The organism is Streptomyces sp. NPDC029151 (assembly GCF_055564315.1).
Genome location: NZ_JBVHWQ010000002.1, coordinates 189573 through 215036, shown reverse-complemented (window position 1 = coordinate 215036; position 25464 = coordinate 189573). Strand labels below are relative to the sequence as shown.

Genomic DNA, 25464 nt, shown 5'->3' with positions numbered 1-25464 from the left:
GTAGGGTTTTGACAACCGCGCCGGTGGCAGCAACAGCTCGGCGTGGCAACAGGGGACCGTCGAAAGGGGATCCAGCCGTGTCCGTCAACTTGTCCAAGGGTCAGGCCATCAGCCTGGAGAAGAAGGACGGAGGCACCCTGACCGCGGTCCGCATGGGGCTCGGCTGGCAGGCGGCGAAGCGGCGCGGACTCTTCGGCTCCCGCACCCGCGAGATCGACCTGGACGCCTCGGCGGTGCTCTTCGCCGGCGCGGAACCCAAGGACGTCGTCTTCTTCCGCCACCTGGTGAGCGACGACGGCTCCGTGCGCCACACCGGTGACAACCTCGTCGGCGGCGCCGGTCAGGGCGGCGACGACGAGGCGATCCTGGTGGACCTCCAGCGCGTCCCGGTCCACATCGACCAGATCGTCTTCACGGTGAACTCCTTCACCGGCCAGACGTTCCAGGAGGTGCAGAACGCCTTCTGCCGGCTCGTGGACGAGACCAACGGCCAGGAACTCGCCCGCTACACCCTGGCCGGCGGCGGCGAGTACACCGCCCAGATCATGGCCAAGGTCCACCGGGCGGGCACCGGGTGGACGATGACCGCCATCGGCGCCCCGGCCAACGGACGCACCTTCCAGGACCTGATGCCGACGATCGTGCCGCACCTCTAGGACGCACCGCCCGCTCTCGACCGGATCGTGGTGCTTCCGCGGCGGCGGCACGGTCGCGAGCCCGGCGCGTCGATCAGGGCGATACGCACGACGGTACGACCCAGGGGGGCGACGGCGATGGCGGCTGAGCTGGTGCGGGGGCAGAACCACCCGCTGCCCCAGGTCCGGCTGGAGATCCGGATCTCGGCAGGGGCGCCGGTGCTGGCCGGAGTCACACTCGGCGACGAGCACGGCACGGTGCACGGCCGGGAAGGGGTCGCCGGCCCCGGCGCCCCGGCACCGCCCGCCGTCGAGACGCCCCGCCTGGCCGCCGCCGAGCACTGCCTGACCGTCGACCTGGCCGCCCTGCCCAAGGCCGTGCACAGGGTCGACGTGTTCCTCGCCCTGCCCGCCGGTACCGCGGGCCCGCGCCGCTTCGGCGCCGTTCCGGCCCCGCACACCACGGTGAGCAGCCCGGACGGCACCGAACTCGCCTCCTACACCCTCACCGGCCTGGACACCGAGACGGCCGTGAGCGCCCTGGAGCTGTACCGCAGGCAGGGGGCCTGGAAGGTGCGCGCGACGGGCCAGGGCTATGCGGGCGGCCTCCCCGCGCTCCTCGCCGACAGGGGCCTGAGCGACGCCAGGGATCTCGCGAGGGCCCTCCAGGAGGCGGCAGCCCAGTGTCTGCCCGGTCCGGCACCCGTACCGGTGACCCGCCGCGACCCGGACCCGAGAACCGCCGGGTCCGCTTCCCGGACCGGCTCCCCCTCCCAGGCCGCGTCCGCTGCCGGTCTCCCACAGCCGCCGCGACCGGAGGACCCGCGGAGCCTCGACGACGGCGGTGGTGCTCCCGCTCCCCGGCATCCCGGCGGTCCGGTCGACTACACACACCCTCGCCGCACCCACGGCATTGCGTCCCCGCCCCCGGCGCCCCCACCGGCCGACGGGCAGCCCGCTCGGCCCGTGGCCGGAGACGCCGTGGGCTGGTCGATGGAGGAGAGGCTGTACAACCAGGTCTGGGGCATGTTCGAGGACCTGGCCCGCACCGTCGCCGCCTACCGCGGTGCCGTGGAGTTCGCCGACTCCCGCCTGGAGAAGGAGCTGGACCAGGCTCTCGCCGACCCCCGCCAGCGGCTCGGCACCGCGGGCGACGCCGCCCGCGAGGCGGCCCACACGCGCCGGACCCAGCTGGCCGACCAGGCACGCGCGGCCATCGACCGCGATCTGGCCCAGCTCACCGCCGAGGCCGAGGTCGTCGAATCCGCGCTCCCACCGGCCTTCGCCCGCTGGGACAACCCCGTCTGGCACGCCTACCGGGCTCCCGCCGAGCCGCCGATGGCCCTGCGGCTCGGCGATCTCCACCTGCCCGAGAGCGTGCCCCTGCGCATCCCGCTGCTGGTCAGGATGCCGCTGGAGCGTGGTCTGTGGATCGACAGCGGTCCGACGCAGGCCACCGAGGACGGTGGGCCCGACTCAGCCGAGCTACGGCACCTGGCCATGACGGCGGCGGTCGCCCTCGCGGTGCGTCTGCTCGCCGTGCACCCGCCCAGGGCGTTCGCGGTCCAGGTCATCGACCCGGCCGGTGCCGGGTCACAGGCGTTGTCTCCGCTGACGCGGTCCGGAGTCCTGGCCGCACCGCCCGCGGCCGGGGCGGTGGGGGTAGCGCAGGCGTTGGAACGGCTCACCCGGCGAGTCGACCTGGTGCAGATGGCGGTGCGTGGCGGCGCGGCCGAGTCGCTGCCGGCCGATGTGGACACCGCTCAGCACCTGCTGATCGTCAACGACTTCCCGCACGGGTTCGACGATCGTTCGCTGACGCGGCTGCGTTATCTCGCCGACGAAGGTCCGGCCGTCGGCGTGCACCTCCTGCTGGTGGCCGACCGTGAGGACGCCGCCGCGTACGGCCCCTTGCTCGACCCGTTGTGGCGTTCGCTGTTGCGACTCACTCCGCTGCCCGACGACCACCTGGCGGATCCGTGGGTCGGTCACGCCTGGACGTACGAGCCCTCGCTCGTCCCGGCCGGCAGCGGCATCCTCCAAGAGGTGCTCGCCGAGGTGACCAAGGCTCGCACCAAGCAGTGGTAAAGATCCCCTGACCTGGGTATTTGGTGATTTCTTTACTGTACTCTTTACCTTTCCTTGGCGATTGGGGTACTCTCGTCCGTACGGAGGGGAGTACTCCCTGACTGCGGCGCACCCGTCAGTACGGACCGTTCCAGGTCCCGGGGCGTCGGCCCATCGCGGGTGGAAGAGACCTCCGGCAGCGACAACGCTGTTGTGTTTGCCGTCACGTAATGCCGGAGGTGCAGTGGAAGTCTCCATGGGCCTGTGGGTCCTCACCATCATCGGTCTCGCCGCCCTGATCGCGGTCGACTTCTTCATCGGCCGCAAGCCGCACGAGGTGTCGATCAAGGAAGCGGGAATCTGGACGGTCGTCTGGATCGCGCTGGCCGGCCTCTTCGGTCTCGGTCTGCTCGTCTTCGGCGGCGGACAACCGGCCGGCGAGTTCTTCGCGGGCTTCATTACCGAGAAGTCGCTGAGCGTCGACAACCTCTTCGTCTTCGTCCTGATCATGGCGAAGTTCGCGGTACCCACCCAGTACCAGCAGCGCGTCCTGCTCGTCGGCGTCCTCATAGCCCTGGTCCTGCGGGCCGTCTTCATCGCCGCCGGAGCCGCGATCCTCGCCAGCTTCTCCTGGGTGTTCTACCTCTTCGGTGCCTTCCTGATATGGACCGCCTGGAAGCTCGTCCAGGAGGCCCGTGCGGACGAGCAGGACGAGGAGTACGAGGAGAACAAGCTGCTGAAGGCCGCGGAGCGCAGGTTCGGCGTGGCCGACCGGTACCACGGCACCAAGCTGTGGATCCAGCAGAACGGCAAGCGCGTCATGACCCCGATGCTGGTCGTGATGCTCGCCATCGGTACCACCGACGTGCTGTTCGCCCTGGACTCCATCCCCGCGATCTTCGGACTGACCCAGGACCCGTACATCGTCTTCACCGCCAACGCCTTCGCCCTGATGGGTCTGCGACAGCTGTACTTCCTCATCGGCGGCCTGCTCAAGAAGCTGGTCCACCTCTCGTACGGCCTGTCGATCATCCTCGGCTTCATCGGCGTGAAGCTGGTGCTGCACGCCCTGCACGAGTCCGGTGTCCATGTGCCCGAGATCAGCATCCCGGTCTCGCTCGGCGTGATCTGCGCGGTCCTCGCCGTCACCACGATCACCAGCCTGCTGGCCACCAGGAAGCAGGAGGCCGTCGGTGCCGCGCAGGCCGGCGGCGAGGGTGCGCGGAAGGACAGCGTCGACGTCTGACGGCGACGACGCGGAAGCCCGCGCCCCCACAGAGCTCCCCAGCGGGGTCTCGTCGGGACGCGGGGCCCGGTCCCGCCGGGACCGGGCCCCGCACCGGAAAGGATGAGAGGTATCCGAAAAGAACGGAATGCGAACTCTGTAGGCCTCTGCGAACATCGCCGCATGATCACTCGGCTCCGGTCGCTCACTCGGTCATGGACGATCCTCGTGCCGGTGCTCGCGGTCGTCCTGCTGGTCTTCACCTGGGGCAGGGATCTGCCCGGCGCGGTCGTCGGCCTGGTCACCGTCGTCCTCGCCGGGTCCGTTCTCGCGGCGGTGCACCACGCCGAGGTGATCGCCCACCGGGTCGGTGAGCCCTTCGGTTCCCTGGTGCTCGCCATCGCCGTCACGATCATCGAGGTGGCTCTGATCGTCACACTGATGGCGGACGGCGGGGACAAGAGTTCCACCCTGGCCCGGGACACGGTCTTCGCCGCCGTGATGATCACCTGCAACGGCGTCGTCGGACTGAGCCTGCTGGCCGCCTCCCTGCGGCACGGCACGGCCGTCTTCAACCCCGAGGGCACGGGCGCGGCTCTGGCCACGGTGGCGACGCTGGCCACGCTCAGCCTGGTGCTGCCGACCTTCACCACCAGCAAGCCCGGACCCGAGTTCTCCAGCGTCCAGCTGACCTTCGCCGCGATGTCCTCCCTGATTCTGTACGGGCTGTTCGTGGCCACCCAGACCGTGCGCCACCGCGACTACTTCCTGCCCATCACCCGACAGGGCGAGGTCATCACCGTCGAAGACCACGCCCGGCCCCCGTCCGCGCGCACCGCGTGGACCAGCCTCGGCCTGCTCGCGCTGGCCCTGGTCGGCGTGGTCGGCCTGGCCAAGGGCGTGTCACCCACGATCGAGGCGGGCGTGGCGGCGGCGGGCCTGCACCACGCCGTGGTCGGCGTGATCATCGCCCTGCTCGTCCTGCTGCCCGAGACGATCGCCGCGCTGCGCTCCGCCCGCCGTGACCGGGTGCAGACCAGCCTCAACCTCGCACTCGGCTCCGCGATGGCCAGCATCGGTCTGACCATCCCGGCCGTGGCGCTCGCCTCCGTCTGGCTGTCCGGGCCGCTCGTCCTCGGCCTCGGCCCGACCCACATGCTGCTGCTCGCGCTGACCGTGGTGGTCAGTTCCCTGACCGTGGTGCCGGGCCGGGCCACCCCCCTGCAGGGCGGCGTCCACCTCGTGTTGCTCGCGGCCTACCTGGAACTGGCGATCAACCCGTAGCGGACGGCCGACCCGGCGGTGGCACCGGTCAGCTGCCGACCGGCTCCACCGCCGGCGCCGGCACCGGCCGGGTCTCCGGCAGCAGCGCGAAGCACACCAGGCTGACCAGCGCGACGCCCATCAGATACACACCCACACCCCACGGCACCCGCCCGCCCCGCTCCGCGAGCGTCGTGGCCACGATCGGGGTGAGGGCCCCGCCGAAGACCCCGCCCAGGTTGTAGCCCACGGCGGCGCCCGTGCAGCGCACCCGGGGCTCGAACAGCTCGGAGAGGTAGGCGGCGATCACCGCGGACATGACACCGAAGGCGAGCAGGGCACCGAGGATCGCGAGAAACATCAGCAGGGGCTCGCCGGTCGCCAGCAGCGCGACCATCGGGAGCATCCACAGGACGCAGGCCGCACACCCCGTCAGGCACATCGGCCGCCGCCCGTACTGGTCTCCGAGCAGCGCCATGAGCGGTGTGAGGGCGCCCTGCACGACCACCGCGCCCATGACGCACAGCAGCACGACCGTCCGGCTCACCCCCAGCCGTTCCGTCGCATAGGCCAGCGACCAGGTCGTCACCGCGTAGAACACCGCATAGCCGACCGCCAGCGCCCCGGCCGTCAGCAGCACCAGCCGCCCGTGGTGCCGCACGACCTCGACGAGCGGCAGGCGGGCGTGGTCGTCGATCTCCAGGAAGCGCGGGCTCTCGGTGAGGGAGGAGCGCAGCCACAGACCGGCCAGCGCCAGCGCGCCGGCCGCCCAGAACGGCACGCGCCAGCCCCAGCGCGCGAACTCCGCGTCGGACAGCGCCGCGGACAGCGCGAGCATCACCCCGTTGGCCAGGAGGAAGCCGAACGCCGGCCCCACCTGGGGGAAGCTCGACCAGAGGGCACGCCGCCGGGCGGGAGCGTGCTCGGCGGTCAGCAGTACCGCCCCGCCCCACTCCCCGCCGAGCCCCAGCCCCTGCAGGAAGCGCAGCACGAGCAGCAGTACGGGAGCGGCGACACCGATCGTGCCGTAGGACGGCACACAGCCGACCGCCACCGTCGAGGCGCCGGTGAGCAGCAGCGAGAGGACGAGCACCGGCCGCCGCCCGCGCCGGTCCCCGAGGTGCCCGAAGACCACCGAGCCCAGCGGCCGGGCCACGAACCCGACCCCGAACGTCCCGAACGCCGCCAGCGTCCCCGCGACCGGCGAGAAGGTCGGGAAGAACAGCGGCCCGAGAACCAGAGCGGCCGCTGTGCCGTAGACGAAGAAGTCGTAGAACTCGATCGCCGTTCCGGCGAGGGAGGCGGCGGCGAGCCGCGGCATGGACGGGGTGTTTACGGCACGTACACGGTGCATGTCGCGTCAACTACCCAGTGTGATCAAGGGTTACGGGGGCGTGCGGAGGTGATCACGTAGCTGGAGCGCACGCCGCGGGCTACCGGGGCGCGGGGCCCGGTGTCCGGCCTGACCGGCGTGATAGACCGGGGCGAGCAGCGGTCGTCGACGCACCGCCCCGAACGGACCGGAGGAACCGTGCCCCGCACCCTGGCCAACGCCCCGATCATGATCCTCAACGGGCCCAACCTGAACCTGCTCGGCCAGCGCCAGCCCGAGATCTACGGCCGGGACACGCTGGCCGACGTGGAGGCGCTGTGCGCCGAGGCGGCGGCCGCGCACGGGGGCACGGTGGACTTCCGGCAGTCCAACCACGAGGGCGAACTGGTCGACTGGATCCACGAGGCGCGGCTGAACCACTGCGGCATCGTCATCAACCCCGGCGCCTACTCGCACACGTCGGTCGCCCTCCTGGACGCGCTCAACACCTGCGACGGCATGCCCGTGCTGGAGGTGCACATCTCCAATATCCACCAGCGGGAATCGTTCCGGCACCACTCCTACGTCTCGCTGCGCGCCGACGGCGTGATCGCCGGATGCGGAGTGCAGGGCTACGTGTTCGGCGTGGAGCGGGTCGCCGCGCTGGCCGGGGCGGCGCCGACGCGGACGTGAACCCGTGCGCGGGTCTACAGCCGGCCCGCCTCCACGATCCGCCGCAGGAAGCGCCGGGTGCGTTCCTGCCGCGGGTCACCGAAGACCTGCTCGGCGGAACCGCGCTCCAGCACGACCCCGCCGTCCAGGAAGCACACCTGGTCGGCGACGTCCCGCGCGAAACCCATCTCGTGCGTCGCGAGCACCATCGTCATGCCCTTGTCCTTCAGACCGCGGACCACGTCCAGCACCTCGCCCACGAGTTCCGGGTCGAGCGCGGCCGTGATCTCGTCCAGCAGGAGCAGCCGGGGCCGCACCGCGAGGGCCCGCACGATCGCCACACGCTGCTGCTGACCGCCGCTCAGCCGGTCCGGGTAGGCGCCCGCCCTGCCGCCCAGTCCAAGGCGCTCCAGCAGCTCCCTGGCCCGTTCCTCGGCCTCCGCCCGGGAGACGCCGTGCACCCGGCGTGGTGCGAGCGTGATGTTGTCGAGCACGGTCATGTGCGGGAAGAGGTTGTACGCCTGGAAGACGACGCCGATCCGGCGCCGCACCGCGTCCTGGTCCGCGCGCGGGTCGGTGATCTCCTCGCCGTCCAGCCAGATGGCGCCGTCGTCAATCTCCTCCAGGAGGTTGGCGCAGCGCAGCAGCGTCGACTTGCCCGATCCGGAGGCGCCGATCAGCGCGGTCACCGTGTGCGGGGGCACCTCGAGATCGACGTCCCGCAGGACGACGGAGCCGCCGAAGGTCTTGCGGACCGACTCCATCCGCAGGACGGGCGCGTTGCTCGCGGGCGTGCTCTCAGGCGTGCTCACAGGGGCTCCTCCCCGGGTGCTCACAGGGGCCCTCCCTGGGCCCGCCGCCGGTCCATCCGTGCCGTCACCCAGTCGGTGAACCGGGTCATCGGGATGGTCAGCGCCACGAACACCAGCCCCGCGACGATGTACGGCGTGTAGTTCAGACTGCGGCCCACGATGATGTCGGCCGCCCGTACGGCGTCCACCGCACCTCCGATGGACACCAGACCGGTGTCCTTCTGCAGTGACACCAGGTCGTTGAGGAGCGGCGGTACCTGCCGGCGGACGGCCTGCGGCAGGACGACGTAGCGCAGGGCCTGCCGGTTGGTCAGGCCCAGCGAGCGGGCCGCGGCACGCTGCGAGGGGTGGACGGACTCGATGCCGGCCCGGAACACCTCCGCCACGTAAGCCGAGTACGTCAACGTCAGCGCCGTACCGCCGAGCAGCACGGGGTCGACCGTGACGCCTTGCAGCCGCAGGGCCGGCACCCCCAGGACCACGATCATCAGGTTGATGATCAGCGGCAGACCGCGGAAGAAGTCGGTGTAGGCCGCCGCGAGCACCCGGAGCGGGAAGAAGACCGGGCCCCGCAGTGTGCGCGCGATGGCGATCAGCATGCCCAGGACCAGCACGGCGGCGCCGCAGACCAGCAGCAGGCGGACGTTCAGCCACAGCCCGTCGAGGACCTTCGGGAACGCCTCGCGCGCGTAGTGCGCGCTGAAGAAGGTCTCCCTGGTGCGCGGCCAGCCCGGCGCGTCGACGACGACCAGGTAGAGCACCGCGGCCGTGACCAGCGTCGACAGGGACGCGATCGCCGTGGCGCGGCGGGCACGCGCGCGTGTGTAGCGCTCACGTGCCAGCCGTCGCTCGGAGGGGGTGTAGCCGTCACCGGACCCGCCGGTGCCCTCGGTCATGTCACCCTTGTCGTCCGCCCCTCCCCGGGCCGACTCGTCCTTCGTGACCGTCACTTGAGCACCGGGGCGTCGACGGCGTCCGAGAGCCACTGCTTCTCGATGGCGGCCAGCGTGCCGTCCTTGCGCAGCGCGTCGACGGCGGCGGTCACGCACGGCGTCAGAGCGCTGCCCTTGTCCAGTACCAGCCCGAACTGCTCGGGCGTGCCGCCCTGGTTCTCGAACTGGCCGACGATCTTCGCGTTCGTCACCTCGGCCGCGGTGATGTAGAAGGCGGTCGGCAGATCGGTGACGACGGCGTCCACCTGACCGTTCTTCAGCGCGGACTTGGCCTGGTCGTTCTTGGCGTAGACGGCCGCCTCCTGCTCCGGCTTCACGACGTCGCCGATGTAGTCGAGGCTCGTGGTACCCACCTGGGCACCCAGCTTGAGCTTCTTGAGATCCGCGATGCTCCTCGCCCCGGCGGCCTTGCTGCCCTTCAGCGCGATGACGGCCTGACGCACGTCGTAGTAACCGGAGGAGAAGTCCACGGCCTTCTTGCGCTCGTCGCTGATCGACACCTGGTTGATGTCGAAGTCGAAGGTCTTCGCGCCCGGCGCGAACGCCTTGTTGAACGGCACGCTCTGCCAGGCGACCGCGCTCTTGCCGTACCCCAGCCGCTTCGCCACGGCATAGGCGACCGCGGACTCGAAGCCCTTGCCGTTGGCGGGCTTGTCGTCCTTGAACCAGGGCTCGTACGCCGGTTCGTCCGTGGCGATCGTCAGTTTCCCGGACGTCTTGGTGGCGAGCCCGCCCTTGGCGCAGCCGGCGCTACCCGACGGGGCGGCCGACGTCTTCTCCTCGGGCTGCGGAGCACAGCCGACAGCGGTGGCGAGCAGGGCTACGGTGACGGCGGCGAGGGCGCGGCGCACGGCGCGAGGGGCAGGGTGCATGGCGGGAGAGTGGCAGCGAACGCCGTGTCTGTCCAGGTCACAGGGGTAGTTGTCCGCATGGTGGGAACGGGTGTTGCGGCCGTGTGAACGGGTGCGGACGCAGCTCACGCGCGCGTGCCCGGGTTCTGGCCCGGGCCGCCGGCCGAGGGCGGGGTTGGAGACCGGCGGCCCTACCGCTCAGGAGCCGTCGATCCTGTGCGGGGCTGCTACCAGTTGACTGCGGCCGGCGGCTGTCCGCGAGTGCGCACGGGGGCTCGTTGCGTGCGAAAGGTTCACACGGGGCGCACGCAGGGGTGGTGCACGCCGGGAGTGCATACGAGTGCGCGCCCGGCGCATGCTCAACTGCGGTATGGGCGGCGCGCGTACGGCTCACGCGCCGGAGCGTGCAAGCGGCAGGCCGCGCTCACCACCCGCGCGCGTGCCACTCCGGCAGGTGCGGCCGTTCCGCGCCCAGCGTGGTGTCGTTGCCATGGCCCGGATAGACCCAGGTCTCGTCCGGCAGCACGTCGAAGATCTTCGTCTCCACGTCGTGGATCAGGCTGGCGAACGCCTTGGGGTCCTTGCGGGTGTTGCCGACACCACCGGGGAAGAGGCAGTCGCCGGTGAAGACGTGCGGGTGGCCGTGCGGGTCGTCGTAGACCAGCGCGATCGAACCGGGCGTGTGCCCGACCAGGTGGCGTGCGGTGAGCTTTACCCGGCCCACCCTGATGACGTCGCCGTCGTCGACGAGGACATCGGTGGGCACCGGGATGCCAGCGGCGTCCTCCCGGCCGGCGTACGTCCGCGCGCCCGTGGCCGCGACCACGTCGGCGAGCGCCTGCCAGTGGTCGCCGTGCTGATGCGTGGTGACGACGGACGCGATGCCGTCGTCACCGATCATGCCGAGGAGTGTCTGCGCCTCGTTGGCGGCGTCGATCAGAAGCTGCTCGTCGGTGGCCCGGCAGCGCAGCAGATAGGCGTTGTTGTCCATCGGGCCGACCGCGATCTTGGTGATCATCAGGTCTTTCAGCTCGTGCACATCCGCCGGTCCGCCGACCTTGACCTCTCCGGAGTACGTCATGACGGCAGCCTATAGCGAGGAGCCCTTGGCGGACGGCCGCCCGCACGGGCCCGCCGACAGGCGTCGTCCTACAGGGCAGGCAGCTTCGGCAGCGCCCCGCCCCGCACCTCCAGCGCGGAACCGTCGCGGCGCCCGGCCAGCCAGCCCACCAGGACCGCCGGCCCGCCGGCGACCGTGATCTCGGGGATCCCCGGATCCTCCGCCGCCCGCCCGGTGGTCCACGCGCGCGTGCCGTCCGTGAGGCGGGTCGCGGGGACGTCCGGGTGCCCGGAGAAGCGGTCCGTGAGGAAGTCGGTCTCCCGTTCCAGGAACTCGGCCGGAAGATCCTCCAGCTCGTACCCGATCCCCAGGTCGACGTGGTGCAGCTCCACCTCCGCCCACCGGCGGAACGGCACCCGGGCCGCGGAGTCGAGGACTCCGTTGCGCAGCTCCACCGTCCGCGTCCAGTCCGCGGGCTCGTCCCCGGCCGCCTGGAAGCGGGCCGCGCTCTCCCGGACGTCGGCGACCTGCGCCTCCAGCGGCCGCGGCGCGTCCCGCTCGATGTCGGCTTCCCGGGCCTGCGCACTCGCGTACATGGGACGGCCCCGGAGGACGTTCAGAAGCGCGTCCGCGTTCCGGGCGAGGTGGGCGAGGACATGCCCACGGCTCCAGCCCGGCAGCCGTGACGGCTGGGCGAGCGCGGCGTTGTCCAGTTCGGCGACCGCGCTGAGCAGCCGATCGGTCGCTTCACGTACACGGGCCAGGTCATGAGCGTGATCATTCATGGTGCTGACCCTAGTCCGGCCACACCTTCGAGTGAAGGTGGTGAACCTCGCCCGCAAATCGAAAGCACGTGCTATATCGTCGGTGGCGGCGTCGGGCATGCTGGAAGGCCGGGGGTTGTTATGCAACCGGGCAATCCGACCGGCGTTGTCAGTGGCTCCCCCTAGTCTGAAGAAGCACGGGGGCCCCGCCCCTGTCACTTCTCTCAAGAAAGGTGCGGACCGGCGTGGCCGACCGTCTCATCGTCCGTGGCGCGCGCGAGCACAACCTGAAGAATGTCTCGCTCGACCTGCCTCGTGACTCGCTCATCGTCTTCACGGGCCTGTCCGGGTCGGGCAAGTCCTCCCTGGCCTTCGACACGATCTTCGCGGAGGGCCAGCGCCGCTACGTGGAGTCGCTCTCCTCGTACGCACGGCAGTTCCTCGGCCAGATGGACAAGCCCGACGTCGACTTCATCGAGGGCCTCTCCCCGGCTGTCTCGATCGACCAGAAGTCGACCTCGCGCAACCCGCGCTCCACGGTCGGCACGATCACCGAGGTCTACGACTACCTCCGTCTGCTCTTCGCCCGCATCGGCAAGCCGCACTGCCCCCAGTGCGGCCGTCCGATCTCGCGCCAGTCGCCGCAGGCCATCGTGGACAGGGTCCTGGAGCTGCCCGAGGGGAGCCGCTTCCAGGTGCTGTCCCCGCTGGTGCGCGAGCGCAAGGGCGAGTTCGTCGACCTCTTCGCCGACCTCCAGACCAAGGGCTACTCCCGTGCGCGCGTGGACGGCCAGACCGCCCAGCTGTCCGAACCGCCGGTCCTGAAGAAGCAGGAGAAGCACACCATCGAGGTGGTCGTGGACCGCCTCACGGTGAAGGAGTCCGCCAAGCGCCGCCTCACCGACTCCGTGGAGACCGCCCTCGGTCTGTCCGGCGGCATGGTCGTGCTCGACTTCGTGGACCTCCCCGAGGACGACCCCGAGCGCGAGCGCATGTACTCGGAGCACCTCTACTGCCCGTACGACGACCTGTCCTTCGAGGAGCTGGAGCCCCGCTCCTTCTCCTTCAACTCGCCCTTCGGCGCCTGCCCCGAGTGCACCGGCATCGGCACGCGCATGGAGGTCGACCCGGAGCTGATCGTCCCGGACGAGGACAAGTCCCTGGACGAGGGAGCCATACACCCCTGGTCGCACGGGCACACCAAGGACTACTTCGGCCGTCTGATCGGCGCCCTCGCGGACGCCCTCGGCTTCCGCACGGACATCCCCTTCGCGGGTCTGCCGCAGCGTGCCAAGAAGGCCCTGCTCTACGGCCACAAGACCCAGATCGAGGTGCGCTACCGCAACCGGTACGGCCGGGAGCGTGTCTACACCACTCCCTTCGAGGGTGCGGTGCACTTCGTCAAGCGCCGGCACAGCGAGGCCGAGAGCGACGCCAGCCGCGAGCGCTTCGAGGGCTACATGCGCGAGGTGCCCTGCCCCTCCTGCGAGGGCACCCGTCTGAAGCCGATCGTCCTCGCCGTCACGATCATGGAGAAGTCGATCGCCGAGGTCTCGGCGATGTCGATCAGCGACTGCGCGGACTTCCTGGGCAAACTGAAGCTGAACGCCCGCGACAAGAAGATCGCCGAGCGCGTCCTGAAGGAGGTCAACGAGCGGCTGCGCTTCCTGGTCGACGTCGGCCTGGACTACCTCTCGCTCAACCGCGCGGCCGGCACCCTCTCCGGCGGCGAGGCCCAGCGCATCCGCCTGGCCACCCAGATCGGCTCCGGCCTCGTCGGCGTCCTGTACGTCCTGGACGAGCCGTCCATCGGTCTGCACCAGCGGGACAACCACCGTCTGATCGAGACCCTGGTCCGGCTGCGCGACATGGGCAACACGCTCATCGTCGTGGAGCACGACGAGGACACCATCAAGGTCGCCGACTGGATCGTGGACATCGGCCCCGGCGCCGGCGAGCACGGCGGCAAGGTCGTGCACAGCGGCTCCGTGAAGGAACTGCTCGCCAACGCCGAGTCGCAGACCGGCGCCTACCTCTCGGGCCGCAAGTCGATTCCGCTCCCGGACGTACGGCGCCCCCGTGACCCGTCCCGGCAGCTCACCGTGCACGGCGCCCGTGAGAACAACCTGCAGGACATCGACGTCTCCTTCCCGCTCGGTGTGTTCACGGCCGTCACCGGTGTCTCCGGCTCCGGCAAGTCGACGCTGGTCAACGACATCCTGTACACGCACCTGGCCCGCGAGCTGAACGGCGCCCGGACCGTCCCCGGACGGCACACGCGCGTGGACGGCGACGACCTGGTCGACAAGGTCGTGCACGTCGACCAGTCGCCGATCGGCCGCACCCCGCGGTCCAACCCGGCGACCTACACGGGTGTCTTCGACCACATCCGCAAGCTGTTCGCCGAGACCACCGAGGCGAAGGTCCGGGGCTACCTGCCGGGCCGCTTCTCCTTCAACGTCAAGGGCGGTCGCTGCGAGAACTGCGCCGGCGACGGCACGATCAAGATCGAGATGAACTTCCTCCCGGACGTGTACGTCCCGTGCGAGGTCTGCCACGGCGCCCGGTACAACCGGGAGACCCTGGAGGTCCACTACAAGGGCAAGTCCATCGCCGAGGTCCTGAACATGCCGATCGAGGAGGCCATGCACTTCTTCGAGGCGGTCCCGGCGATCTCCCGCCATCTGAGGACGCTGAACGACGTGGGTCTCGGTTACGTCCGCCTCGGCCAGTCCGCCACCACCCTCTCCGGTGGTGAGGCGCAGCGCGTGAAGCTCGCCAGCGAACTGCAGAAGCGGTCCACCGGACGCACGGTCTACGTCCTGGACGAGCCGACCACCGGCCTGCACTTCGAGGACATCAGCAAGCTGCTCAAGGTCCTCGGCGGGCTGGTCGACAAGGGCAACACCGTCATCGTCATCGAGCACAACCTCGATGTGATCAAGACCGCCGACTGGATCGTGGACATGGGCCCGGAGGGCGGCGCCGGCGGTGGTCTGGTGGTCGCCGAGGGCACGCCGGAGGAGGTCGCCGGGGTCCCGACGAGCCACACGGGCAAGTTCCTGCGCGAGATCCTCGGTGCCGACCGCATCAGCGATGCCGAACCGGTCAAGGCACAGCGCGGCGGCGCGGCCCGGAAGACGGCCGCGGCCAAGTCGACGGCGAAGAAGACGGTGACCGCCAAGGCCAACAACACCCCGGTCAAGAAGGCCGCCACCGCCACGAAGAAGGCGACGCCCGCCAAGAAGACCACGCGGGCCCGCAAGGCCTGACACTTCATCACGAATTCGGCGCCCCGCGGGAACTCTCCGCGGGGCGCCGTTCGTTCCACCATCAGCCAGCCCGGTCCAGCGGTCCGACAGGTCCCCGCTCACCGCAGGCCCGGTCGCACCTTGTCAACAGCACAGGGAGATCAGCCGCTCACAGCGCGGTCGGCTCACCCAGCTCCGCCGCGTACGGCGGCTCGGCCCCCGCCCGCGAACAGGTGATCGCAGCCGCCCGTGCCGCGAAGCGCAACAGCCGCGTCCAGCCCTCCGTCCCGAGGGCGGCGAGCGCCTCCGCGGACAGCGCGTCCCGGACGGCCAGCCCGTGGAGCAGGGCCGCGTTCACCGTGTCACCGGCGCCGATGGTGTCCACGACATCGACCTTCTCGCCCGGCACGGAGTGTTCCCCGCCGTCCCGGGTGAACACGGTCAGACCGTCACCGCCCCGGGTGACCACCACGGCCGCCGGTCCTGCGGCCAGCCACTCGCGTGGGCTGCCGCCGAGCCACTCCGCGTCCTCCGCGGACAGCTTCAGCAAGGTCACCGAGGGCAGCCAGCTCCTGAAACGCGCCCGGTAGGCGTCCGCGTCCGGAATCAGTCCCGCCCGGATGTTGGGGTCGAGCGCGGTGAACAACCCCTGCCCGGCAGCCGCGCGCATCAGCTCCTCGTAAGCGCTCGCTCCCGGCTCCAGGACGAGCGAGCAGGTGCCGAAGGACACCGCGCGCGTCCCCGCGGGGAGCGCGGCGGGAGCCGCGAACAGGCGGTCGGCGGTGCCGTCGACATAGAAGGAGTAGGCGGCCGATCCCGCCGTGTCGATCGTGGCCACGGCGAGGGTGGTCGGCTCCTGGCCCCGCTGCACCCCGGACACGTCGACCCCGGCCCGCCGCAGCCCGTCGAGCAGGGCCTCACCGAAGGCGTCGACCGAGGTCCGGGAGCAGAACGCGGTGCGGGAGCCGAGCCGGCCCAGCGCCACGGCGGTGTTGTACGGACCGCCGCCTGGCGCCGGCTTCAGGTCCGCGAGGGCACCGGGGCCCTGCGGTACCAGGTCGATCAGTGCCTCACCGGCAACGACGATCACGTGGCGGTTCCCTTCTCGGACGTTGTGGATGGTGCGGTGTGTCCGTCTCCTTGGGCGGGGCCCGGCTCCTCCGGGCAGCCGCAGGACGTGCGGTGGACGAACGTGCACGGCAGCCGGACCGTCCGGGCCGGCCGCCCCGGCTCGGTCAGCCGGTCCAGCAGCAGCCGGACGGCTTGGGCGCCCAGCTCCCGGCTGGGCTGGGCGATGGCGGTCAGCCGGGGCGAGAAGAGGTCGGCCCAGGCGAAGTCGTCGAAGCAGCACAGGGCGATGTCGTCCGGCACGGACCGGCCGTGCCGGCGCAGTGCGCGCAGGGCGCCGATGGTCATCGCGTTGTTGGCGGTGACGAGCGCCGTGGGCGGATCGGGCAGACCGAGCAGGGCGGCCGTGGCCCGTTCCGCACTGTCGGACTCGGAGTTGCCGGAGACGAGGAGACGGTCCTCGTGGGCCAGACCGGCCTCGGCGAGGCCCTCCCGGTAGCCGGAGACGCGCTCGCTGGTGGTGCTGAGGCCGGGCAAGCCGGCGACCAGGGCGATCCGGCGGTGCCCCAGCCCGGCGAGGTGGGTGACGAGCAGGGCCGTCGGCGCGGCGCTGTCGGCGCAGACCTGGTCGAAGCACGGTGCGTCCGGGCGGGCGGCGGCACCCGCGCCGTGGCCCGCCCCGACGTCCTCGGTCAGGCGCGTGTCCGTGTCGACGAGCCGGTCCAGGAACACCGTCGGTACCGCGTGGCGGCGCAGATAGCCGACGAGGTCGGCCGGGTCGGCGGACGGAGCCACGATCATGCCGTCCACCCGGCGCTCGTGCAGGAGCTGTACGACCTTGCGCTCGTGCCGGGGGTCGTCGTGCGGATCGGCGATGAGCAGGCTGTAGCCCGCCTCCAGGGCAGCCGCCTCGACGCCCTGCAGGATCTCGGTGAAGTACGGGTTGCTGATGGCCGAGACCGCGAGGCCGATGGAGCGGGTGCGCGAGGTCACCAGGGAACGGGCCAGGGTGTTGGGGGTGTAGCCCAGCGAGTCGACGGCGTCGAGCACGGCCTGACGGGTGTGGGGGAGCACCGGGCGCGTGCCGTTGAGGACGTGGGAGACGGTGGCCACGGAAACCCCGGCGAGCCGGGCGACATCCGCCATGGTGGCCATCTCGTTCCCTCCCTTCAGCCGACCCGGTCCTGCCTGGGGAGCCCGCCCCCCAGGCCTTCCGTGCCTGCCGTCTCCGGGCCACCCGGGTTCCCGGGCTCTTGCTCCCGCGGTCTCCCGACATCCAGGTCCGGCAGTCTCCGGACTACCGGGCTCCGGGCCCGCACCGTCCTTTCGGCGGGACGCTATCCCATGGGCCCACCTCGCGTAAACGCTTACGTAAGCGTTTACGACCGTCGGCCGTCTCACCTGGGACCATCGCCCGCCCTCCGGCCCGAGCTCCCGGCCCCGCCCCGAGACCGGTCCCTCTGTCCGGGTATCGTCGCCCTGCACACCCCTTGACCACTGGAGTTCCAGATGCCCGCCCGCTCCTCCGCGAGCCGCCGTACCGTCCTTCGAGGGGCCGCCGCGGCCCCGGTCGCCGGGCTCGGCCTCGCCGCGTGCTCCGCGCCCGACGGCAGCGGCTCGGCCTCGTCCGCTCCCACCGCGCCGGTCGAACTCGGCGCCGAGAGCGAGGTCGCCAAGGGTGCGGCCAAGCTGTACCGGGACCACAACGTCGTGGTCAGCCGTGGCAAGGACGGCGAGCTGAAGGCGTACAGCACGATCTGCACGCACGCGGGGTGCCCCATCAACAAGCTGCAGGGGACGACGCTGATCTGCCCCTGCCACGGGAGCGAGTTCGACGCGGTGACGGGGAAGGTCGTCCAGGCTCCGGCCACTGCGCCGCTGACGGAGCTGTCGGTGAAGACCGCGAACGGCAGGATCGTGGCCGGTCCGGCGGACTGACCCGGGAGCCGGGAGCCGGGACCCGAGAGCCGGGAGCCGGGGAGCCGGGGGTTCAGGGACCCGCGGCTCGGCGGGTGGGCCGGAAGGGACCGCTCATTCCCAGTCCCAGGCGATCCCCAGGATGCCCGGCCGGATCCGCGGCTCGACCACGTGGGTGCAGTGGTGGGGGCCGGTCACCTCAAGGTCCTGCCGGCCGCTGCGCGGGGCCGCCGCCGAGGGCTGGGAGAAGCGGTGGCAGCGCACCGGCAGGGCGGCCGCGTCGAAGCGCACCTGGAGCGCGTACTGGCCGCCGGAGAAGCCGAACCGGTGGAGGTACTCGCGGGACGCCCCGGCCGTGCCGTCCTCGATGCGGTACCGGAAGAGGAACGTGTCGCCCGAGCGCAGCCGGGTGCCGAAGAGCAGCTCGGCCACCAGGACGCCGGTGTCCTGGTCCCAGCGGAGGCGGCCGGTGCGGCAGTTCTCCAGGGCGTCCACGGTGATGCGGCGCGGGTCGCAGCCGGGGTCACCGTGGTGGACGGCGACGAAGCGGTCCACGCCGTCGCGGTGGGCCCGCACGATGTGGTGGGCCTCGCGGCTCGCCAGCTCGCGCCGGGCGCCGATCCGGACGCACTCGTGGTGGCCCAGGGTGTGCAGTCCGCCGTCCAGGGACCAGCCGAGGTCGGTGGTGAGCCGGTCCAGCACGCCGGAGGCCTCGACCAGGGAGCGGTACGAGCGACCCGCCGCTCGGCCCGCGCCCCCGCCTGACTCGCCGGACTCGGCGAGCAGCCGGATCAGGGACTCGTCCGGCAGCTGGAGGATCTCCTCCAGTGCCCGGACGGCGCGCAGCGACTCGGGGCGCTGCGGGCGGCGGGCGCCCTGCTGCCAGTAACTCAGGCTGGTGACGCCCACTTTGACCCCGTGGCGCGACAGATGGTGCTGTACGCGCTGGAGCGGCAGTCCGCGGGCGGCGATCGCGGCGCGCAGCGCCACGTGGAAGGGGCCGCCGCGCAGGGCCGTGTCCAGTTCCGCGGTGGGGACGTCCGCGTGCTCTGTGGCATGCCGCATGCCGAGGGGCCTTTCTGTGAGGTGTCACTACGGCTGGTCAGACCGCCTGTGCCGGTGCGCGGGGCCACCCCCGTGGGCGCCGGTGGACGCCCGTCGCCGGGCATGTGGCGCCCGGATGCATGTGTGCACGGCCCCGAGTTCCCCCGCATTGAAGCGTGTTGACCAGAACCCGACAACACCTCGGACCCGGCTGTTGCGGACCCTGGCCGGACGTTGTCGTTCCGTGGACGGCGGACGGGGCTCGACGCGGGCGGCAGCGGCCCTGGTCCAGGGCCTGGCCGGAGGAAGGGGGGCACGCGGCGCGTCTTGGGCCTGGCCGGAACACGTTCGCCGGACGTGCCGAGGATCACGGGAGGGCGCCTGGGAAGGGACACGCGCCCCGGAGGCCCGAGAGTCCAGCGAGCGCCGGAGCGCCACCGGAGGACCCGAGCTGCGACAATCCCGGCAGGCCACAAAGCCGCGAAGCCCGGTAGCCGGGGAACCCGGGTGCCCCAAGGCCGGGGGCCGGGCACGCGCGGAAGAGCCCGCCGGCCGTCCGTCTCGGCGCGGACGGTGCGGCCGGTGGGCCGGGAACGACGGAGGGGGTTCCCGGTGGCGCCCCCGACGGGCGGGGGCGTTGTCCACAGGCCCGACGCGGTGTCGGTGCTCGCCAGTAGGGTGTGAAGCATGGCCGACCCCTCCAGCTACCGCCCCAGGCCGGGAGACATCCCGGACTCTCCCGGGGTGTACAGGTTCCGTGACGAGCACCGCCGGGTGATCTACGTCGGAAAGGCGAAGAGCCTGCGCCAGCGCCTGGCGAACTACTTCCAGGACCTGACGAACCTGCACCCCCGCACCCGGACCATGGTGACCACCGCCGCGTCCGTGGAATGGACCGTGGTGTCCACCGAGGTGGAGGCGCTGCAGCTGGAGTACTCCTGGATCAAGGAGTACGACCCCCGGTTCAACGTCAAGTACCGCGACGACAAGAGCTACCCGTACCTCGCGGTCACGATGAACGAGCAGTTCCCTCGCGTGCAGGTGATGCGCGGTCACAAGAAGAAGGGCGTCCGCTATTTCGGGCCGTACGCGCACGCGTGGGCCATCCGGGACACCGTCGACCTGCTGCTGCGGGTCTTCCCCGTGCGGACCTGCTCGGCCGGCGTGTTCAAGAACGCCGCCCGCACCGGACGCCCCTGCCTGCTCGGCTACATCGGCAAGTGCTCGGCCCCCTGCGTCGGCCGGATCGCCCCCGAGGACCACCAGGAGCTGGCCGAGGAGTTCTGCGACTTCATGGCCGGCCGCACCGGCACCTACCTCCGCCGTCTGGAGAAGCAGATGATGGAGGCGGCGGAGGAGATGGAGTACGAGCGGGCGGCCCGTCTGCGCGACGACATCGAGGCCCTGAAGAAGGCCATGGAGAAGAACGCGGTCGTGCTCGCCGACGCGACCGACGCCGACCTCATCGCCGTCGCCGAGGACGAGCTGGAGGCGGCGGTGCAGATCTTCCATGTGCGCGGCGGCCGGGTCCGTGGTCAGCGCGGCTGGGTGACCGACAAGGTCGAGGAGGTCACCACCGGTGCCCTGGTCGAGCACGCGCTGCAGCAGCTGTACGGCGAGGAGAGCGGGGACTCGGTCCCCAAGGAGGTGCTGGTCCCCGCCCTGCCCGAGCCGGTCGAACCGGTCCAGGAGTGGCTCACCGCCCGGCGCGGCTCGAACGTGTCGCTGCGCATCCCGCAGCGCGGCGACAAGAAGGCGCTCATGGAGACCGTGCAGCGCAACGCCCAGCAGGCCCTCGCGCTGCACAAGACCAAGCGCGCCTCCGACCTGACCACGCGTTCGCGTGCGCTGGAGGAGATCGCCGAGGCCCTCGACCTGGACAGTGCCCCGCTGCGCATCGAGTGCTACGACATCTCGCATCTTCAGGGCGATGACGTGGTGGCCTCCATGGTCGTCTTCGAGGACGGTCTGCAGCGCAAGAGCGAGTACCGCCGCTTCCAGATCAAGGGCTTCGCCGGCCAGGACGACGTCCGCTCCATGCACGAGGTGATCACCCGTCGCTTCAGGCGGTACCTCGCGGAGAAGGAGCGCACGGGGGAGTGGGCCGACGGGTCCGCCCCGGACGGTTCCGCCCTCGACAGCCTCGGCGCCGACAGCCCGGGCACCGACAGCCTCGGCGCCGACATCCCGGGCGCGGACCGCTCCGGAGCCGGCGGCTCCCGAGTCGACGGCACCGGCACGGACGGCACCGGCACGGGCGGCTCCCCCGGTGAGGGCGCCCTCGCCGCGGTCGACGGCGCGCTCACCGGCACCGAGGCGGTCACCGACTCCCTCAAGGACGACGACGGCCGTCCCAGGAAGTTCGCCTACCCGCCCCAGCTGGTGGTGGTCGACGGTGGTCAGCCGCAGGTCGCGGCGGCCCGGCGGGCGCTGGACGAGCTGGGCATCGACGACATCGCCGTCTGCGGCCTCGCCAAGCGCCTGGAAGAGGTCTGGGTGCCCGGGGAGGACGACCCCGTGGTCCTGCCCCGGACCAGCGAGGGCCTCTACCTGCTCCAGCGCGTCCGCGACGAGGCCCACCGGTTCGCGATCACCTACCAGCGCACCAAGCGCGCCAAGCGCTTCCGCGCGGGCCCGCTGGACGACGTCCCGGGTCTCGGTGAGACGCGCAAACAGGCGCTCATCAAGCATTTCGGCTCGGTGAAGAAGCTGCGGTCGGCGACAATCGAGCAGATCCAGGAAGTGCCCGGGATAGGCCGGAAGACGGCCGAGACCATCGCCGTGGCCCTCGCCCAGGCGGCCCCGGCCGCACCCGCCGTGAACACGGCTACCGGAGAGATCATTGAGGACGAGGAACCCGACACGACGGGAGGTTCCTCGGGGGAACCCGTGACCGCGGGCGCCCCGGACGAACGACGGGGGCAGGAGACATGACCGAGCACGACGCACAGCCCACAGCACAGCGAGATCAGGCACACGGCCCCACGGGCGACGATGCCGTCCGGCGGGACGTAGGCCAAGATGCCGATCGGCAGGGCACGGGCCAGGACGCCGATCGGCAGGACGCCGGCCAGGACACGGGTCAGGACAACGGAGCACAGGTGAGTACGGGCAGCGAGACAGCCGGGGCCCCCGAGGCGGCCATCCCCGAGCTGGTGATCATCTCCGGCATGTCCGGGGCCGGTCGGTCCACGGCCGCGAAGTGTCTGGAGGACCTCGGCTGGTTCGTCGTGGACAACCTCCCGCCCGCCCTCATCCCCACCATGGTGGAGCTGGGCGCCCGCTCCCAGGGCAACGTGGCGCGGATCGCGGTCGTCGTCGACGTGCGCGGCCGGCGTTTCTTCGACAACCTGCGCGAGTCCCTCGCCGACCTGGACACCCGGGGCGTCACCCGGCGGATCGTCTTCCTGGAGTCCTCCGACGAGGCACTGGTCCGCCGCTTCGAGTCGGTGCGCCGCCCGCACCCGCTGCAGGGCGACGGCCGCATCGTGGACGGCATCGCCGCCGAGCGGGAGCTGCTGCGCGAGCTGCGCGGCGACGCCGACCTGGTGATCGACACCTCCAGCCTCAACGTCCACGAGCTGCGCGCCAAGATGGACGCCCAGTTCGCCGGCGAGGAGGAGCCCGAGCTGCGGGCCACCGTGATGTCCTTCGGCTTCAAGTACGGCCTCCCGGTCGACGCCGACCTGGTCGCGGACATGCGGTTCCTGCCCAACCCGCACTGGGTTCCGGAGCTGCGCCCCTACACCGGCCTCAACGAGGAGGTCGCCGCCTACGTCTTCAACCAGCCCGGCGCGAAGGAGTTCCTCGACCGGTACGCCGAGCTGCTGCGGCTCATCGCCGCCGGGTACCGGCGCGAGGGCAAGCGGTACGTGACCATCGCCATCGGCTGTACCGGCGGCAAGCACCGGTCGGTCGCGATGTCGGAGAAGCTCGCCGCGCGCCTCGCGGCCGAGGGCGTGGAGACGGTGGTCGTGCACCGGGACATGGGACGGGAATGACGGAACGTACACCGCGGCTGAGCCGGCTGCGCCGGATGGTGCCCGACGCGCGCGCCGGCCGCCCGGCCGAGGTCCGCGGCGGCCGGCCCCGGCGACGCGGCGCCCAGCCCAAGGTGGTCGCACTCGGCGGCGGCATGGGTCTGTCCGCGTCGCTCGCCGCGCTGCGCCGGATCACCGGTGACCTCACCGCCGTCGTCACCGTGGCCGACGACGGCGGCTCCAGCGGCCGGCTCCGGGACGAGCTGGGCGTGCTGCCTCCCGGCGACCTGCGCAAGGCGCTGGCCGCGCTGTGCGGTGACGACGACTGGGGCCAGACCTGGTCCCGGGTCATCCAGCACCGCTTCCAGTCCCAGGGCGACCTGCACGACCACGCGGTCGGCAACCTGCTGATCGTCGCCCTGTGGGAGCAGCTCGGCGACCACGTACAGGCGCTGGACCTGGTCGGCAAGCTGCTCGGCGCGCACGGGCGCGTGCTGCCCATGTCCGCGGTGCCGCTGGAGCTGCAGGCCCTGGTCAAGGGGCACGATCCGGAGCGGCCGGACGACGTGGACACGGTACGCGGGCAGGCGACCGTCGCCCTGACGCCCGGCGAGGTGCAGTCGGTGCACCTCGTGCCCAACGACCCGCCGGCCGTCCCCGAGGCGGTGGCGGCGGTCCTGGACGCGGACTGGGTGGTGCTGGGTCCCGGCTCCTGGTTCTCCTCCGTCATCCCGCACCTGCTCGTCCCCGAGCTGCTGGACGCCCTCACGGAGACCAAGGCGCGCCGGGTGCTCTCGCTGAACCTGGCGCCGCAGCCGGGAGAAACCGAGGGCTTCTCCCCGCAGCGTCATTTGGAGGTTTTGGGGCGACACGCCCCTAAACTCGCCCTGGACGTGGTGCTGGCCGACGAGGCCGCCGTGCCCGACCGCGACTCGCTCACCGAGGCCGCCAAGCGGCTGGGAGCCGCGGTCGAGCTGGCCCCGGTGGCCCGGACCGACGGATCACCCCGGCACGATCCGGAGCTGTTGGCCGCCGCGTACGACCGTATTTTTCGGATGCATGGAAGGATCGGCCCATGGCGATGACGGCAGCGGTGAAGGACGAGATCTCCCGGCTCCCCGTCACCCGGACCTGCTGCAGGAAGGCGGAGGTCTCCGCCATTCTGCGGTTCGCCGGCGGCCTCCACCTGGTGAGCGGGCGCATCGTGATCGAGGCGGAGCTGGACACCGCGATGGCGGCGCGCCGGCTCAAGCGGGACATCCTGGAGATCTTCGGGCACAGCTCCGAGCTGATCGTGATGGCGCCCGGTGGGCTGCGTCGCGGCTCCCGGTATGTCGTACGGGTCGTCGCGGGCGGTGACCAGCTGGCCCGGCAGACCGGTCTGGTGGACGGCCGGGGCCGGCCGATCCGCGGGCTGCCCCCGCAGGTGGTCTCCGGGGCCACCTGTGACGCGGAGGCGGCCTGGCGCGGGGCCTTCCTGGCGCACGGCTCGCTCACCGAGCCGGGCCGTTCCTCCTCGCTGGAGGTGACCTGCCCGGGTCCGGAGGCGGCGCTCGCGCTGGTCGGTGCCGCCCGCAGACTGTCGATCGCCGCGAAGGCCCGTGAGGTGCGCGGGGTGGACCGGGTCGTCGTCCGGGACGGTGACGCGATCGGTGCCCTGCTCACCCGGCTGGGTGCCCATGAGTCGGTGCTGGCCTGGGAGGAGCGCCGGATGCGCCGCGAGGTGCGGGCCACGGCCAACCGGCTCGCCAACTTCGACGACGCCAACCTGCGCCGTTCGGCCCGTGCCGCCGTGGCCGCCGGGGCCCGGGTCCAGCGTGCCCTGGAGATCCTCGGCGAGGAGGTGCCCGAGCACCTGGCCGCCGCCGGCCGGCTGCGCATGGAGCACAAGCAGGCCTCCCTGGAGGAGCTGGGCGCGCTCGCCGACCCGCCGCTGACGAAGGACGCGGTCGCGGGCCGTATCCGCCGGCTGCTGGCGATGGCCGACAAGCGCGCCGCCGACCTCGGCATCCCGGGCACGGAGGCCAACCTCTCCGAGGAGCTGGCCGAGAACCTGGCCGGCTGACCGGGACGCGCGCCCCCTCGCTGCTGTTGCGGTCCGGAGGCGCGTCCCTTCGCTGCTGTCGCGGTGCGGTGCCGCGTCCCGTCGTTGCTGCCGAGGGCGGGAGGCGCGTCCCGTCGTTGCTGTCGCGGTGCGGTGCCGCGTCTCGTCGTTGCTGCCGAGGCCGGGAGGCGCGTCCCGTCGTTGCTGCCGAGGTCCGGTCCCGCGTCCCGTCGTTGCTGCCGAGGTCCGGACGCGCGCCCCCTCGCTGCTGCCGAGGTCCGGTCCCGCACCCCGCTGCCGCCGGGATCCGGGCCGGTGTTCCCTCGCCGCCGTGGTCCGGACGCGTGTCCAGCGGGCCGCCGCCGCAGCCCGGACCCACGTCGAACGGGCGGCGACCGCAGTCGGGGCCCGCGCCGGACGTGCCATAGTCCGGACGGGCCCTAATCCGGATCGGCCGTAGTCCGGACGGGCCGTAGTCCGGACGGGCCGTAGTCCGGACGGGCCGTAGTCCGGACGGGCCGTCAACTCGCCGGTGCCGTACTCCCA

At 71.7% G+C, this 25464-nt stretch carries 20 protein-coding genes; 11 read left to right on the top strand and 9 right to left on the bottom strand.

All coding sequences use genetic code 11. The features are described 5' to 3' along the window. The first annotated feature begins 77 nt into the window (after nt 1-77). The 4 genes from ACZ4VF_RS08745 (at nt 78) to ACZ4VF_RS08730 (ending at nt 5211) form a co-directional block, all read left to right on the top strand. Nucleotides 78-656: a TerD family protein gene (locus tag ACZ4VF_RS08745; RefSeq protein WP_467924084.1), complete on the top strand. Its 579-nt coding sequence runs from the start codon at nt 78-80 to the stop codon at nt 654-656. A gap of 117 nt (nt 657-773) precedes the next feature. Then, entirely contained in the window at nt 774-2723 is a 1950-nt protein-coding gene (locus ACZ4VF_RS08740) for a TerD family protein (RefSeq protein ID WP_467924082.1), read from the top strand. 223 nt (nt 2724-2946) lie between these two features. Beyond that, on the top strand, nt 2947-3948 hold the full coding sequence (locus ACZ4VF_RS08735) for a TerC family protein (protein ID WP_467924080.1): 1002 nt from the start codon (nt 2947-2949) through the stop codon (nt 3946-3948). Nucleotides 3949-4110: 162 nt separating this feature from the next. Then, a complete protein-coding gene (locus tag ACZ4VF_RS08730; protein ID WP_467924078.1) occupies nt 4111-5211 on the top strand; it encodes a calcium:cation antiporter in 1101 nt (366 codons plus the stop codon). A gap of 28 nt (nt 5212-5239) precedes the next feature. Here ACZ4VF_RS08730 and ACZ4VF_RS08725 read toward each other — a convergent pair whose 3' ends face one another. Beyond that, entirely contained in the window at nt 5240-6511 is a 1272-nt protein-coding gene (locus ACZ4VF_RS08725) for an MFS transporter (protein ID WP_467925574.1), read from the bottom strand. Nucleotides 6512-6721: 210 nt separating this feature from the next. Between ACZ4VF_RS08725 and aroQ the strand changes: the two genes are divergently transcribed. Then, nucleotides 6722-7195 (top strand): type II 3-dehydroquinate dehydratase, encoded by a 474-nt coding sequence (aroQ, locus tag ACZ4VF_RS08720; RefSeq protein WP_467924076.1) that lies wholly within the window; start codon nt 6722-6724, stop codon nt 7193-7195. A gap of 14 nt (nt 7196-7209) precedes the next feature. Here the strand turns inward: aroQ and ACZ4VF_RS08715 are convergent, their stop codons facing one another. The 5 genes from ACZ4VF_RS08715 to ACZ4VF_RS08695 form a co-directional block, all read right to left on the bottom strand. Then, nucleotides 7210-7938 carry an amino acid ABC transporter ATP-binding protein gene (locus ACZ4VF_RS08715; protein WP_467925572.1) on the bottom strand — a complete coding sequence of 243 codons (729 nt, stop codon included), beginning with the start codon at nt 7936-7938 and terminating at the stop codon, nt 7210-7212. Between the two features lie 68 nt (nt 7939-8006). After that, a complete protein-coding gene (locus ACZ4VF_RS08710) occupies nt 8007-8936 on the bottom strand; it encodes an amino acid ABC transporter permease (protein WP_467924074.1) in 930 nt (309 codons plus the stop codon). Continuing rightward, nucleotides 8933-9811, bottom strand: coding sequence for an ABC transporter substrate-binding protein (locus tag ACZ4VF_RS08705; RefSeq protein WP_467924072.1), 879 nt, complete (start codon nt 9809-9811; stop codon nt 8933-8935). Before ACZ4VF_RS08705 ends, ACZ4VF_RS08710 begins: the two co-directional genes overlap by 4 nt. A gap of 403 nt (nt 9812-10214) precedes the next feature. Next, nucleotides 10215-10871: an MBL fold metallo-hydrolase gene (locus ACZ4VF_RS08700; protein ID WP_467924070.1), complete on the bottom strand. Its 657-nt coding sequence runs from the start codon at nt 10869-10871 to the stop codon at nt 10215-10217. A gap of 68 nt (nt 10872-10939) precedes the next feature. Continuing rightward, nucleotides 10940-11635, bottom strand: coding sequence for a maleylpyruvate isomerase family mycothiol-dependent enzyme (locus tag ACZ4VF_RS08695; protein ID WP_467924068.1), 696 nt, complete (start codon nt 11633-11635; stop codon nt 10940-10942). 224 nt (nt 11636-11859) lie between these two features. On the opposite strand from ACZ4VF_RS08695, the gene uvrA reads away from it, so the two are divergent. After that, a complete protein-coding gene (gene uvrA / locus ACZ4VF_RS08690; RefSeq protein WP_467924066.1) occupies nt 11860-14886 on the top strand; it encodes an excinuclease ABC subunit UvrA in 3027 nt (1008 codons plus the stop codon). A gap of 148 nt (nt 14887-15034) precedes the next feature. On the opposite strand, the gene ACZ4VF_RS08685 is transcribed toward uvrA, so the two are convergent. Next, a complete protein-coding gene (locus ACZ4VF_RS08685) occupies nt 15035-15955 on the bottom strand; it encodes a carbohydrate kinase family protein (protein WP_467924064.1) in 921 nt (306 codons plus the stop codon). Further along, nucleotides 15952-17088: a LacI family DNA-binding transcriptional regulator gene (locus tag ACZ4VF_RS08680; protein ID WP_467924062.1), complete on the bottom strand. Its 1137-nt coding sequence runs from the start codon at nt 17086-17088 to the stop codon at nt 15952-15954. Before ACZ4VF_RS08680 ends, ACZ4VF_RS08685 begins: the two co-directional genes overlap by 4 nt. Before the next feature lie 354 nt (nt 17089-17442). Here ACZ4VF_RS08680 and ACZ4VF_RS08675 point away from each other — a divergent pair, with 354 nt between their 5' ends. Continuing rightward, nucleotides 17443-17871 (top strand): Rieske (2Fe-2S) protein, encoded by a 429-nt coding sequence (locus ACZ4VF_RS08675; protein ID WP_467924060.1) that lies wholly within the window; start codon nt 17443-17445, stop codon nt 17869-17871. A gap of 93 nt (nt 17872-17964) precedes the next feature. Here the strand turns inward: ACZ4VF_RS08675 and ACZ4VF_RS08670 are convergent, their stop codons facing one another. Further along, nucleotides 17965-18915 (bottom strand): hypothetical protein, encoded by a 951-nt coding sequence (locus ACZ4VF_RS08670; protein WP_467924058.1) that lies wholly within the window; start codon nt 18913-18915, stop codon nt 17965-17967. A 666-nt stretch (nt 18916-19581) separates the two neighbouring features. Here ACZ4VF_RS08670 and uvrC point away from each other — a divergent pair. The 4 genes from uvrC to whiA are packed head-to-tail and all read left to right on the top strand — an operon-like array spanning nt 19582 to nt 24939. Then, entirely contained in the window at nt 19582-21828 is a 2247-nt protein-coding gene (gene uvrC / locus ACZ4VF_RS08665; RefSeq protein ID WP_467924056.1) for an excinuclease ABC subunit UvrC, read from the top strand. Then, a complete protein-coding gene (gene rapZ, locus ACZ4VF_RS08660; protein WP_467924054.1) occupies nt 21825-22895 on the top strand; it encodes an RNase adapter RapZ in 1071 nt (356 codons plus the stop codon). The genes uvrC and rapZ overlap by 4 nt, the downstream gene beginning before the upstream one ends. Further along, a complete protein-coding gene (locus tag ACZ4VF_RS08655) occupies nt 22892-23959 on the top strand; it encodes a gluconeogenesis factor YvcK family protein (RefSeq protein WP_467924052.1) in 1068 nt (355 codons plus the stop codon). Before rapZ ends, ACZ4VF_RS08655 begins: the two co-directional genes overlap by 4 nt. Continuing rightward, on the top strand, nt 23950-24939 hold the full coding sequence (gene whiA / locus ACZ4VF_RS08650) for a DNA-binding protein WhiA (protein WP_467924050.1): 990 nt from the start codon (nt 23950-23952) through the stop codon (nt 24937-24939). The genes ACZ4VF_RS08655 and whiA overlap by 10 nt, the downstream gene beginning before the upstream one ends. Nucleotides 24940-25464 lie beyond the last annotated feature (525 nt).

Bases quoted from the DNA above. Each gene is read 5' to 3' on its own strand.
- ACZ4VF_RS08725 (WP_467925574.1), bottom strand. From the start codon at position 6,511: ATGCCGCGGCTCGCCGCCGCCTCCCTCGCCGGAACGGCGATCGAGTTC.
- ACZ4VF_RS08740 (WP_467924082.1), top strand. From the start codon at position 774: ATGGCGGCTGAGCTGGTGCGGGGGCAGAACCACCCGCTGCCCCAGGTC.
- whiA (WP_467924050.1), top strand. From the start codon at position 23,950: ATGGCGATGACGGCAGCGGTGAAGGACGAGATCTCCCGGCTCCCCGTC.
- rapZ (WP_467924054.1), top strand. From the start codon at position 21,825: ATGACCGAGCACGACGCACAGCCCACAGCACAGCGAGATCAGGCACAC.
- ACZ4VF_RS08670 (WP_467924058.1), bottom strand. From the start codon at position 18,915: ATGCGGCATGCCACAGAGCACGCGGACGTCCCCACCGCGGAACTGGAC.
- ACZ4VF_RS08730 (WP_467924078.1), top strand. From the start codon at position 4,111: ATGATCACTCGGCTCCGGTCGCTCACTCGGTCATGGACGATCCTCGTG.
- ACZ4VF_RS08675 (WP_467924060.1), top strand. From the start codon at position 17,443: ATGCCCGCCCGCTCCTCCGCGAGCCGCCGTACCGTCCTTCGAGGGGCC.
- uvrC (WP_467924056.1), top strand. From the start codon at position 19,582: ATGGCCGACCCCTCCAGCTACCGCCCCAGGCCGGGAGACATCCCGGAC.
- ACZ4VF_RS08655 (WP_467924052.1), top strand. From the start codon at position 22,892: ATGACGGAACGTACACCGCGGCTGAGCCGGCTGCGCCGGATGGTGCCC.
- ACZ4VF_RS08715 (WP_467925572.1), bottom strand. From the start codon at position 7,938: ATGGAGTCGGTCCGCAAGACCTTCGGCGGCTCCGTCGTCCTGCGGGAC.
- ACZ4VF_RS08700 (WP_467924070.1), bottom strand. From the start codon at position 10,871: ATGACGTACTCCGGAGAGGTCAAGGTCGGCGGACCGGCGGATGTGCAC.
- ACZ4VF_RS08680 (WP_467924062.1), bottom strand. From the start codon at position 17,088: ATGGCCACCATGGCGGATGTCGCCCGGCTCGCCGGGGTTTCCGTGGCC.
- ACZ4VF_RS08695 (WP_467924068.1), bottom strand. From the start codon at position 11,635: ATGAATGATCACGCTCATGACCTGGCCCGTGTACGTGAAGCGACCGAT.
- ACZ4VF_RS08705 (WP_467924072.1), bottom strand. From the start codon at position 9,811: ATGCACCCTGCCCCTCGCGCCGTGCGCCGCGCCCTCGCCGCCGTCACC.